Origin of the sequence: Pseudomonas sp. GD04091 (assembly GCF_029836165.1) — a bacterium.
Lineage (GTDB): Bacteria > Pseudomonadota > Gammaproteobacteria > Pseudomonadales > Pseudomonadaceae > Aquipseudomonas.
On sequence record NZ_JAOEBG010000004.1, the window covers coordinates 168,035 to 180,326 of the forward strand.

Sequence of the window (12,292 nt, forward strand, 5' to 3'; positions counted from 1 at the left end):
GGTGGATTGTCTGCCGGGTTTCTGATCGGTGGTGGTGTTGATGGTTGTGTGTGCATTCATTGATACCAACACTCTTGAAGCCGAAAAAAAGAACCGCAGCGCCAGGGAGAACCAACACCGCGGTCCAAGGGGGGAGAGAAACCTCACTGCTGGGTAACGGTCGCCATGTTGGCATTGCCGTACTGGGTGATGGTGGCCGTCTGGCTAGCTCCGCTCTGGTCGACAAACGCCTTGTTGGCATTCCCGGCCTGTGTCACGTAGGCGAGGTTGACCCCGTCGGCCTGCTTGATGGTGGCTTCGTTGCCGTAGCCATGCAGCTGGTAGGTGTAACTCTGGTTGCCACTGCCGGACTGCTCGAGGGTGATGCTGCCGCCACTGCCAGCGGCCAGGCCTTCGGCGTAGTTGGCAGTCCCGCGCTGATCGGCGATGAGCAGGTTGTCGTTGCCGTTCTGTTCGAAATACAGCTCGTTGTTGCTGTCTACCTGACGAGTCTCCATCTTGTTGAAGATGCCTTTCTGGTTCAGCCGGGCAATCTGGCTGTTGCCTTCCTGGGTGATGTTGACGCTGTTGCCGTGGCCGTTCTGGTTGATCTCGGCGCGCTGGTTGGCTCCGAACTGCCCACCGGATTTCTCGCCTTTCCAGTTGCTCGCCATGATCTTGTTGGCATTGCCCACCGTGCTGATGCTCAGGCTATGGTTGTCACCGGTCTGGTAGGTGAAGTGCAGGTTCTTGTTGCCGTCCTGCGAGATGCTGGTCACCGACTGGTTGCTCTCGAACTGGTCCGACCAACTGGCGTTGCCATTCCCTCTCTGGTTCAGGCTGGCGCTGTTGTTCTGGCCGAAGCTCTGGTCGATATAACCTTCGTTGAGCTGACCATTCTGCTGGACGCTGGCCTGGCTGGCGGTCTGGTTGTCCTGCCAGACCTCCACCGAATGGCCGGTGCCGTACTGGTTGATGCCGATGGTGCCGCCCAGGCCGTCGCGCTGGTCGCCATAGGCCCAGTTCTGCTTGCCCTCCTGGTAGATGGCGATGTGGCCGTCACGGTGGGTCATGTGCTCGGCGGCGGCCTGGTTGTCGGTGCCCAGCTGCATGATCACGCTCTTGTTGTTGCTGCCGCCGAACAGTTGCTCGACGGTGGCGCTGTTGCCGAAGCCCGACTGCAGCGTGGTGGCCTTGCTGCCGGTCTGGGTGTCCTGCCAGATGATCGAGCGGTTGCCGGCGCCGGCCTGGGTCTGCAGGGCCTCGTTGTTTTCGCCCACCGACTGGCTGGCGAACGCGTCGTTGAGCTCGCCACCGGCGTGCTGGGTGATCTGGCTGCCGTTCTCGTACAGTTGCTCGGCGTAGCCGGCGTTGAACGAGCCGGTGGCGCTTTGCTGGATGTGGCTGGTGCTGCTGTCCTGCACGGCCATGTGGTTGTGGTCATGGCCGGCCTGGTTCTGCGTGGCCGAGGCGAACGGCGCCAGGGTCTGCTTGACCTCGGCGATGTTCTGGGCGCCCTGCTGGGTCTGGGTCGAGGTGCTGTCGTCGGCCATGGCCTGACCGGCAAGGGCCAGGACAATGGCGGCGCTCAGGGGGGCGAGCTTGTGCATGGTGGTGCCTCCAGGTTTGTCGGTACGGGTCTAGCGGTACTGGGTGATATGGACTTGCTGGCCATTGCCGGCTTGGGTCACGGCGCTGTTGAGCCCCGTGCCGCGCTGGTCGATGGTGGCGTTGTTGTAGTTGCCGATCTGCTCGATGGTGGCGCTGTTGCCGCTGCCGGCCTGGCGGATCGTCGCGTTGTTGCCATGGCCCTGCTGGCTGATCGCGGCCATCAGGTCGCTGCCTTCCTGCAGGATGTACGCCTCCTGCGCGCCCCCGGCCTGGACGATCCGGCCCAGCAGGGCCTGGCCGTTCTGGTCGAGGGCGGCGCGGTTGCCCGTGCCTTGCTGCTCGATCACCGCCACCTGGCCATTGCCCGCCGGGAGCAGGCGCAGCACCAGGGGATCACCCAGGTCGCTGCCGGCGGCGAGGTCGGCGTTGTCCATCAGGTCGTCGGCGCTGGCCCGACCGACGAGGGCCAGGCACAGCAGCAGCGGATACAGGCGTTTCATGGCGTCCTCCCAGGGCTATTGCACGGCCACGTTGCTGGTGCGAGTGGTACCTCGGCTGCTGGTCACGGTCACCGTCGGGCTGGCGGTCGGGATCGCCGTGGTGCTGTTGCTCACCGCCAGGCGCCAGCGTCCGGTCACCGGCACGGTGGTGGTGCCCAGGGTCTGCACGCCGCTGGTGGTGGTGACCCGCACGGTGATGGTGTTGCCGGTGGTCACCGAGGACGTGCCACTGATGTCCCAGTTGTACCGGTTGTTCGAGCGGGCGGTGACCGTCGCCGCGGTGATGGCGAAAGTCTCCTGGGCCGGCCGTGGCGACACCTGCACGGTGACCGTGCCTGGCGTCGACAATCCGCCGACCGAATCACGAGCGATATAGGTGAAGCTGGTGCTGAATGCCGAGCTGACCGTGGCCGGTGGCGTGTAGGTGATCAGGTTGCCGTCGGTGCTGACCGTGCCACGCCCGGCCGGGGTCGGCTGGGTGACGCTGGCGATGGTCAGCGGCAGGTTGCCTTCCGGATCGGTGTCGTTGGCCAGGGCGCTGATGGTCACCGGCACGCCGAGGGTGGCGACACTGTCGGCCACGGCGGTCGGCGGCTGGTTGGGCGCGACGTTGACGGTCACCGTGGCAATCGCCGACTTCAGACCCTTGGCGTCCTGCGCGCGGTAGCTGAACGTGGCCGCCAGCGGCGAGGTGGCGCCGGCCGGCGGGGTGTAGGTCACCGCCGTGGTGCCGTTGAGGACCACACCGCCCAGGCCGGTGCCGGGCTGGGTGAGGTCGGTTATCGCCAATGGCACGTGGCCGTCGGGGTCGCTGTCGTTGGCCAGCAGGTTGAGGGTCACGGGCACGCCGACACTGGTGCTGCCGGTGTCGGCCTGGGCCAGCGGTGGCTGGTTGTCGGCTTGCACCGGCGCGCTGCCGAGCACCACCACCGGCTCTTCGTCGCTGCCGCCGTGGGCGGACTTGACGGTGATGGTGGCCGGTGGCTGAGTCAGGTCGTTGACCGTCAGGCTTTGCAGCACGCCGGCCTTGGACATGCGACCGAAACCTTGCACCAGCAGATCGGGCACCAGCACTTCGTCGCTGGAGCGGGCCTCGATCACCAGCCGCTTCGCGGCCCAGTCGTAACGTGCCGTACTGACCTTCACCACATCGCTGAGCTTGCTCGACAGCGCGGTCGGCCGGGTGGTACCGGTGGGGCTGCTGGCCGTGACCACCACCACCGCCGGTGGCACTGCCTGGCTCAGCTGCTGGCTGAAGAACAACCCGTTGTTGTCGGCGAGCATGCTGAACTGGCAGGGCGACGGCGGCGTGCCGACCAGCGCCAGGCCGTTGCGCAGGCACAGGCTGGCGCTGTTCGGCGCCTTGGCGAAGACCTCGACGCGGGTGCCGGCGGCATTGCGCTGGTAAGTGGCGCGTTCGAGGGTCACCGAGGTCTGCTGGCGCTGATCGAGCAGCTTGCCGGACACGGTGAATGCGTTGGTCTGGATAGTGCCCGCCGGGCCCTGGATGCGTACGAAGTTGGTGTTGTTCGGGCTGCCGGTCACCGCCTCGGTGATGTTCGGGTCGCCGATGAAGGTCTCGGTGGCGCCGGTGTCCGGGTTGACCGCGGTGTATGGGGCGCCGACACCGCGCAGGAACGGGCCGAGGTCACCGGTCAGCGCGCCGCTGAAGTTGCCGGGGGCGCCGATGCCGATGTCACGGGTGATGTTGATGGCGCGCCGACCGACCTGGTTGGCCGCCACGGTGACCGTTTCCACGCCGTAGGGGTGAGTGACGGTGTAGGTACCGGCACGTGGCACCGAGGCACGGATGCGGATACGGGCGAAGGCCTGCTGGTCGCCGTCGACTGGGTTCTCGGCGGCGAAGGCCGCTTCCAGCGCGGCCACGTAGACTTCCAGTTCGTAGCCACTGTTGCCGGTCTCGGGGATCGCGGTCTCGGCGAGGAACCAGAACATCTCCGGCGGCCAGTTGTCCGGGAACACCAGGGGCAGGGCGTCGTCGTAGACCCCGGGTTCGGGCAGCAGGGTGCACAGGTAGGCCGGCGCCCCCGGCGCGCCCGGGGCGCGGCTGCTGGTGGCGCGTGACTGGCACAGCTCCAGGGCGAGGTTGTTGGCGTCCTTGTACCACATGGGGTAGCCCCCGGTGGCGAAGGTATAGGGGCCAGGGTCGACCTCCGACAGCGCGGCCCAGGCCGCGCTGGTCACGGTGAGGGTGAAACCGGCGGCGCACAGCGCCCGGCGGGACCACGTGTTCATGCTGCCTCCTTGAAGGCGGAGCCTTTGTCTGTTCATGGCACCAGCACCACGTCTTCGCTGTCGCTGCCGCCATTGGCGCTGGTGACGCGCACCTGCGCCGGTGGAATCGGCGACAGCCCGGTGCTGAGGGTCTTCACCGCGCCGTTGCCGCTCAGGCCGCCGATCAGCGTGCCGTTGCCGGTGTGGGCGGTGAGGGCCGGCGGGCTGGTCTCGTCGCTGGAGCTGGCGACCAGGCTCAACTGGCCGCTGGCCAGGCTGTATTCGGCGCGGCTGATGGTCACCAGATCGACCAGGGGCAGCGGTGCGCTGGTCGGCGTGCTGGTGGCGATGGCCAGGCTGTTGTCGGCGGTCACCTGCAGGGTCAGCGGCAAGGTGGGATTGAGCGCCGACTGGGCATACCAGGCGCCGGTGCCGTTGGCTTCAGTCAAAGGCAGGGTGGGTGTCTGGCTGGACAGCGTGACCGTGGCCGGCGCCGGTGGCGCCATGACGAACACGTCCTGCTGGGCGCGCAGGTCACCGTTCACGCTGTGTCGCGAATAGGTGCTGCGCAGCGGGATCAGCGGGGTCGGGCGGTTGACCGTGGACAGTTTGCCGGAGATGGCGAACAGCTCGGTGCGCAGGTCGATGCCGTTGGGGCCTTCGATACGCACGAAGTTGGTGTTGAACGGGCTGCCGGTGACCGGCTCTTCCAGGTTCGGGTCGCCGACGAAACGCTCGCTGGCGCCGGACACCGGGTTGGTCTCGGTATACGGGCCGTTGACGCTGCGCAGGAACGGCCCGACGTCGCCCTTGAGCGCGCCGCTGTGGTCGCCCGGTGCGCCGATGCCGATGTCGCGGGTCATGTTGATCGCCCGACGGCCGGCGGCAGGCACGTCGAACACCTCGACGCCGTAGGGGTGGGTGATCACGTAGGTGCCTGCCGTCGGCACATCGACGCGAATGCGTACCCGGGCGAAGCTGACCTGGTCGCCGTCGATCGGCTCCTCGGCGCTGAACGCCGCCTCGATGGCCGAGCCGAAGCTCAGGTCGATACCGCGGGCGGCATCGACGATGGCGGCATCTGCGGTGAACCAGAACGCCTCATCGGGGAAGTTGCTGGGGAAGACGATCGGCTGGGTGTCGTCGAACACCCCCGGCGTCGGCAGCAGCGTGCACATGTAGGACGGCGCGCCCGGGGCACCGGCGACCCGTGAGCTGACGGCCTTGGACAGGCACAGGTCAAGGACCCGGCCATGGCTGTCCTGGTACCAGGCCGGGAACTTGCCGGTGGGCAAGGTGTAGGGGCCGGTATCGACCGCGTACAGCGCGGCCTGGGCGGGTAGATGGAGCAGGCCGGCGAAGATGGCCACGGCCAGCGGGTGGGGTGTCGGTCGGTGCATGAGTCGATTCCTCCTGCAAACGGGCCCATGGGTTGGGGCGTCTGGGGAGGGATCGGCAACTGTTGTGCCAGGTTTGTCGGGGAGGTGAGCAGGGGCTTTGGGACGCAGGTTTCAGCGAACCGAGGAAATGTTCGGCGGGGTGTCATGGGTGGGCGGGTGGCCCCAGCATTGGGGAATGGGGTGAGTCTGTCGGCAAGCTGCAGAGGTTCAGGATGCATGAGATCAGCTGCGAGGAACTGGTCGGTGCCGACGAAGGCTCTCACCCCGAAGGGTGATGGCCGGCGTACTCCCCCCATGAAACAATCCGCCCAGTACTTGCCCTGGCGCGGACGACGACAATGAGCAAAGCCCAACTGAACTCACCCGACTGGTACGCGCACATGGCCCGCGTGGTCGATGCCATCGGCACGCCCGGCTTCGTCGATCTGCTGTTCGCCGCGCTCAACACCCTGGCACCGTGCCAGGCGATCAGCGTGTTCCTTTACCCGCGCAAGGGTCTGCCATCGGCGTTGTTCGCCAAGGATGACGAGGGCCCCTGGTTGCCCGAGGGCAATGTGCAGAAGTACCTCGAGGGCTACTACCTGCTGTGCCCGTTCTACCGCGCCTGCCTGGATGGCGTGGCCGCCGGCTGCTACCGGCTGAGCGACGTCGCCCCTGACCATTTCAAGCGCAGCGAGTACTACACCGCGTTCTACCAGCACGCCCACCTGGAAGACGAGCTCAACTACCTGGTGCCGCTGGACGACCAGGTGGCCATCGCCGTGGCCCTGGGCAGCACCCGGCGCCTGGGCAGCCGCCAGGTGGCCGAGCTCAAGTGCATCGCCGCCTGGGTGGTGGCGGTGGTGCGCCGACACTGGGCTCATCTTGGCGTGGATGCGCTGGGCGGGCGCTTCGAGAGCGCGTTGGGCCGGCAGATCAACGCGGCATTGAACAACTTCGGCGCCTCGCTGCTCACCGAGCGCGAGTGTCATGTCGCCCAGTACCTGCTGCGCGGCCACTCCACGCGCTCGCTGGCCGAACGCCTGGGGATCAGCGAAGACACGGTCAAGACCCACCGCAAGAACCTCTACGCCAAGCTGGACATCGCCACCCAGGCCGAACTGTTCTCGCTGTTCATCGCCTCCCTGGCCCAGGCCCAGGAAGGCCTGGGCAAGGACCCGCTGGAAAGCTACCTGCGAAGGCGTTGAGCCAACGCTTCACCTCATTCCGACAACGACAATGACCGGCCCCGCGTGTGGCCGGCGGGGAGACCTGCGTGCATACGAAAAGCGATTGGCAGCAGCGCGCTGCACGGCAAAGCTTCATCACCACCGCGTTGATCGACGGACGCCCGGTGGCGGCCTTCGATGGCGCGACATTCGATGCGCTCAATCCGGCGACCGGGCAACGCCTGGCGCAGGTGGCCGCCTGCGCCGACCACGAGATCGACCAGGCGGTGCGGGCGGCCCGGCGCGCCTTCGAGCACGGTCCCTGGGCGCGGATGGCGCCGACCGAGCGCAAGCGCGTGCTGCTGCGCCTGGCCGAGCTGATGCTGGCCCACCGTGAAGAACTGGCCTTGCTCGACTCGCTGAACATGGGCAAGCCGGTGATGGACGCCTACAACATCGACGTGCCCGGCGCGGCGCAGGTGTTCGCCTGGTACGGCGAGGCGCTGGACAAGCTCTACGACCAGGTGGCGCCCACCGCCGGCAGCACCGTGGCCATGATCACCCGCGAGGCGCTAGGGGTGGTCGGTGCCGTGGTGCCATGGAATTTCCCGCTGGACATGGCCGCCTGGAAAGTGGCGCCGGCCCTGGCGGCCGGCAACAGCGTGGTGCTCAAGCCCGCCGAGCAGTCGCCGTTCTCGGCCTTGCGCCTGGCCGAGCTGGCCCTTGAGGCCGGGCTGCCGGAAGGTGTGCTCAACGTCGTGCCCGGCCTGGGCGAAACCGCCGGTCGCGCCCTGGGGCTGCATCCGGACGTGGACTGCCTGGTGTTCACCGGCTCGACCCAGGTGGGCAAGTACTTCATGCAGTATTCGGCGCAGTCGAACCTCAAGCAGGTGTGGCTGGAATGCGGCGGCAAGAGCCCGAACCTGGTGTTCGACGACTGCCGCGACCTGGACCTGGCGGCCGAGAAGGCGGCGTTCGGCATCTTCTTCAACCAGGGCGAGGTGTGCTCGGCCAACTCGCGGTTGTATGTGCAGCGCTCGATTCACGACGAATTCGTCGAGCGCCTGATGGGCAAGGCCCGTGAATGGCTGCCGGGCGATCCGCTGGACCCGGCCAGCCGCGCCGGCGCCATCGTCGACGCGAGCCAGACCGCGCGCATCGAGGCGGCCATCGCCCAGGGCCGGGCGCAGGGCGCGCGCCTGCTGTGCGGCGGCGAGCGCCTGAGCGTGAACGGCTCGCAGAACTTCATCACGCCGACGATCTTCACCGAAGTGCGTCCGGACATGGCCCTGTCCCGCGAAGAGATCTTCGGCCCGGTGCTGGCGGTCACTGCCTTCGACGACGAAGCGCAGGCCATCGCACTGGCCAATGACAGCGTCTACGGCCTGGCCGCATCGGTGTGGAGCGACGACCTCAACCGCGCCCATCGTGTGGCCCGGCGCCTGAAGGCCGGCACCGTCTCGGTCAACACCGTCGATGCCCTCGACGTGACCGTGCCTTTCGGCGGTGGTCGCCAGTCCGGTTTCGGCCGCGACCTGTCGCTGCATTCGTTCGACAAGTACACCCAGCTCAAGACCACCTGGATCCAGCTGCGCTGACCTTCACCCGAGGAGAACAACAATGAACGCACCTTTCACCGCCAAGCGCGACACCCGCGACTACCAGGCCAGCGACGCGGCCCACCACATCCACGCCTTCCTCGACCAGAAGGCGCTCAACGCCGAAGGGCCACGGGTGATCACCCGTGGCGAAGGCCTCTATCTGTGGGACAACGACGGGCGTCGCTACCTGGACGGCATGTCCGGCCTGTGGTGCACCCAGCTCGGCTACGGCCGCAAGGACCTGACCGCCGCCGCCGCCGCGCAGATGGACCAGCTGGCCTACTACAACATGTTCTTCCACACCACCCACCCGGCGGTGATCGAGCTGTCCGAACTGCTGTTCAGCCTGCTGCCTGGGCACTACAGCCACGCCATCTACACCAACTCCGGTTCCGAGGCCAACGAGGTGCTGATCCGCACCGTGCGCCGCTACTGGCAGGTGGCCGGCAAGCCGCGCAAGAAGGTCATGATCGGCCGCTGGAACGGCTACCACGGCTCGACCCTGGCCGCCACGGCACTGGGCGGGATGAAGTTCATGCACGAGATGGGCGGGCTGATCCCGGATGTGGCGCACATCGACGAGCCGTACTGGTTCGCCGAGGGCGGCGCGCTGACCCCGGCCGAATTCGGCCGTCGCTGCGCCCTGCAGCTGGAGGAGAAGATCCTCGAACTGGGCGCCGAGAACGTTGCCGGCTTCATCGCTGAACCGTTCCAGGGCGCCGGGGGCATGATCTTCCCGCCCGAGAGCTACTGGCCAGAGATCCAGCGCATCTGCCGCCAGTACGACGTGCTGCTGTGCGCCGACGAAGTGATCGGCGGTTTCGGCCGCACCGGCGAGTGGTTCGCTCACCAGCACTTCGGCTTCGAGCCTGACACCTTGTCCATCGCCAAGGGGCTGACCAGCGGCTATGTGCCCATGGGCGGCCTGGTGCTGAGCAAGCGCATCGCCGAGGCACTGGTGGAGCGGGGCGGGGTGTTCGCTCACGGCCTGACCTATTCCGGGCACCCGGTGGCGGCGGCGGTGGCCATCGCCAACCTCAAGGCACTGCGCGACGAAGGCATCGTGCGCCGGGTCAAGGACGACACCGGTCCGTACCTGCAGCGCATCCTGCGCGAGGTGTTCGCCGATCACCCGCTGATCGGCGAGGTCCAGGGCGCCGGCCTGGTGGCGGCGCTGCAGTTCGCCGAGGACAAGACCACGCGCAAGCGCTTCGCCAATGAGAACGACCTGGCCTGGCAGTGCCGCACGTTCGGTTTCGAGGAGGGAGTGATCATCCGCTCGACGCTGGGGCGGATGATCATGGCGCCGGCGCTGGTGGCCAGTCGCTCGGAACTGGACGAGCTGGTGGAGAAGACGCGGATCGCGGTGGATCGCGTGGCAGGGATGGTCGGCAAGCGCTGATGGCCCCCAGCCCGCTCCCACAAGACCCGTGGGAGCGGGCTTGCCCCGCGATGGCGCTCAAGGATCCTGCGGATCATGCCCCAGCGATTGCAGGAACAGCGAGAACAGCTCCGGCTGCGACGAGATGTCCAGCTTGGCGTACAGATGCCGGCGATGCACCTTGATGGTCTCCGGCGAAATGGCCAGCCGCTCGGCCATGGCCTTCGACGAATAGCCGCGCAGGATCAGCCGGGCAATCTCCAGCTCGCGCTCCGACAACACCTTGGCGCCGAACAGGCTCATGGCATCGCGCACCATGGCCGGCGCCGGACGCTGGTCATGGCGCTGCCAATGCTGGTCCATCAGCGCCAGTACCCAGGGGCAGATCACCGTCAACAGGCCATGGCGCGCCGCGTCGAAGCGTTCGCGCGTGCCCAGTGACAGCGACAGCGCGCCCGCATCGCCGCGCTGCAGGATGAACTGCACCTCATCCTCCAGCACATGGTCGTGGAAATACTTCAGGTAGTACTCGCTCTGGCGGAACTGGTCCGGCGCGATTTCCTCCAGCCGATGCAGGCCGTCGTCGATCCGTTCCTGGCAGGCCTGGTAGAACGGATCGAGCTGGTACAGGCCACTGAGGTACAGGGCCATGGCCTGCGGATTGCCTTCGCCACGGGCGTCGAAGATCTCCAGCGCTCTGGGCAAACCGTCGCGGGGGTAGAACATCGCCAGGGCGTTGTCGAACGCCAGCCATTGCTGCAGCAGGAGGATCAACTGCCGCCAGAAGCGCGGTTGGCCGACCTGCTCGATGGTGCGGGCCAGGCCTGCGTGGGCGCTGGTCTCGGTGAACAGCTTGTGCATGCGAGGGCTCGTGTGGGAGCGGGTTCATCCGCGAAAAGGGCCTGGCAGTCTTGGAGCGTTTTCGCCGCCCCGTCAAGGGGCGTACCCCCATTGGGTAATTGGCCACCTGGGCTTCTGGGCCTACAGTCCAGCCCAGGTCCAGCGGCCGCGCGACCGGTTTTCCCCTCACAACCAATAACAATCAGAGGAAAAACGCCATGAGCTCCAGCGAAGAGCCCGCGAGCGCACTCAAGCAGCGCCTGGGCGTGTTCGATGTGGTCGCCATCACCGTGTCGGCGGTCACCCCGGCCAGTTCCGTGTTCGTCATCGCCCCGTTCGCCATTCAGCAGGCCGGCAGCGGCGCCTTCCTCTCCTTCATCATGGCCGCGGCCCTGGCGCTGATGTTCGCCTGGTGCTACGCCGAGCTCGGGCGTGCCCACAGCTCGGCTGGCGGCGAGTATGTATATGCCAAGCGGGTGTTCGGCGGGCTGGCCGGCTATGCGACCTTCCTCACCGTACTGGCATCGATGCTGTTCATCCCGCCGGTGCTCGCCGGCGGCGCGGCTACCTACCTGAACAACGCGCTGGGTACGCGCTTCGACACCCAGACGGTGGCCCTGGTGATCGTGGTCTCGAGTTATGCACTGGGCATCCTCAACATCCGCCTGAATGCCTGGATCACCGGGCTGTTCCTGTTCTGCGAGGTCGCCGCGCTGCTGGTGATCGTGGTGCTGGGCTTCGGCAACGCCAGCCAGCCGGTGGCCAGCCTGCTGCAGCCACAGATGCTCGAACAGGGCACGCTCGGCGCCGCGCCCTGGGCGCTGGTGCTGGGCGCGGTGGGCATGGCTTTGTTCGCCTTCAACGGCTACGGCGGCGCAGTGCTGCTGGCCGAGGACATGAAAGACCGTGGGCGCACCGTGCACCGGGCCGTGCTGTGGTCGCTGCTGGTGGTGGTGGCCATCGAGGTGGTTCCGCTGGCGGCGCTGCTGATCGGCGCGCCATCGCTGCAGGCGATGCTGGCCAGCGGTGACCCGATCGGCTACCTGCTGACCAGCCATGGCAACCAGACCTTGGCCCGGCTGGTCAGCGCGGGGATCTTCCTGTCGGTGTTCAATGCCATCGTCGCCATCGTCATCCAGGTTGGCCGGGTGGTGTACAGCAGTGGCCGCGACGCGGTCTGGACGCCGGCGCTCAACCGCGCGTTCACGCTGATCCATCCACGCTGGGAGTCGCCATGGCTGGCGACCCTGTTCCTGGCCATCCCCTCGGCGCTGCTGAGCCTGTCCGGCAGCCTGGAGGAACTGACCTCGTTCACCGTGCTGCTGTTGCTGCTGATCTACCTGGTGGTGGCGTCCTGCGCCCTGTGCAGCCGGGTGCTGCGCCGCGACCGCGAACACCCGTACCGCATGCCGCTGTGGCCGTTGCCGGCGCTGCTGGCGGTCAGTGGTGCCGGCTGGCTGCTGGTGACCCTGCTGCGCGAGGCGTCATTGCGTGACCTGTTGATCATCTTCGGGCTGCTGGCGGTGTCGGTGACGCTGTACAGCACCCACGGTCGGCTCAGCCCGACCTTCCAGAAATTGTGAGAAACGAAGGAGTA

9 protein-coding genes are annotated in these 12,292 nt (G+C 67.1%); 4 read left to right on the plus strand and 5 right to left on the minus strand.

Translation table 11 applies throughout. From position 1 onward, the window contains the following. Window positions 1-143 precede the first annotated feature (143 nt). From N7422_RS07345 to N7422_RS07360, 4 genes are read right to left on the minus strand one after another with little or no spacing between them, the layout of a single operon-like run. Window positions 144-1,589, minus strand: coding sequence for a curlin (locus tag N7422_RS07345; protein ID WP_279805902.1), 1,446 nt, complete (start codon window positions 1,587-1,589; stop codon window positions 144-146). Window positions 1,590-1,619: 30 nt separating this feature from the next. Beyond that, window positions 1,620-2,090: a curlin gene (locus N7422_RS07350; protein ID WP_279805903.1), complete on the minus strand. Its 471-nt coding sequence runs from the start codon at window positions 2,088-2,090 to the stop codon at window positions 1,620-1,622. A 15-nt stretch (window positions 2,091-2,105) separates the two neighbouring features. Further along, entirely contained in the window at window positions 2,106-4,346 is a 2,241-nt protein-coding gene (locus tag N7422_RS07355) for an Ig-like domain-containing protein (RefSeq protein ID WP_279805904.1), read from the minus strand. Between the two features lie 32 nt (window positions 4,347-4,378). Beyond that, a complete protein-coding gene (locus N7422_RS07360) occupies window positions 4,379-5,725 on the minus strand; it encodes a hypothetical protein (RefSeq protein ID WP_279805905.1) in 1,347 nt (448 codons plus the stop codon). Between the two features lie 338 nt (window positions 5,726-6,063). Here N7422_RS07360 and N7422_RS07365 point away from each other — a divergent pair, with 338 nt between their 5' ends. From N7422_RS07365 to N7422_RS07375, 3 genes are all read left to right on the plus strand, one after another. Beyond that, window positions 6,064-6,912 carry a helix-turn-helix transcriptional regulator gene (locus N7422_RS07365; protein ID WP_279805906.1) on the plus strand — a complete coding sequence of 283 codons (849 nt, stop codon included), beginning with the start codon at window positions 6,064-6,066 and terminating at the stop codon, window positions 6,910-6,912. A gap of 68 nt (window positions 6,913-6,980) precedes the next feature. After that, complete coding sequence (locus N7422_RS07370; RefSeq protein WP_279805907.1) at window positions 6,981-8,471, plus strand: aldehyde dehydrogenase; 1,491 nt, start codon at window positions 6,981-6,983, stop codon at window positions 8,469-8,471. A gap of 22 nt (window positions 8,472-8,493) precedes the next feature. Further along, window positions 8,494-9,876: an aspartate aminotransferase family protein gene (locus N7422_RS07375; RefSeq protein WP_279805908.1), complete on the plus strand. Its 1,383-nt coding sequence runs from the start codon at window positions 8,494-8,496 to the stop codon at window positions 9,874-9,876. A 57-nt stretch (window positions 9,877-9,933) separates the two neighbouring features. Here the strand turns inward: N7422_RS07375 and N7422_RS07380 are convergent, their stop codons facing one another. Further along, on the minus strand, window positions 9,934-10,716 hold the full coding sequence (locus tag N7422_RS07380) for a helix-turn-helix transcriptional regulator (protein WP_279805909.1): 783 nt from the start codon (window positions 10,714-10,716) through the stop codon (window positions 9,934-9,936). 197 nt (window positions 10,717-10,913) lie between these two features. On the opposite strand from N7422_RS07380, the gene N7422_RS07385 reads away from it, so the two are divergent. Then, the gene (locus N7422_RS07385; protein WP_279805910.1) at window positions 10,914-12,278 is read left to right on the plus strand and encodes an APC family permease; all 1,365 of its coding nucleotides are present in this window, start codon (window positions 10,914-10,916) and stop codon (window positions 12,276-12,278) included. Window positions 12,279-12,292: the final 14 nt, after the last annotated feature.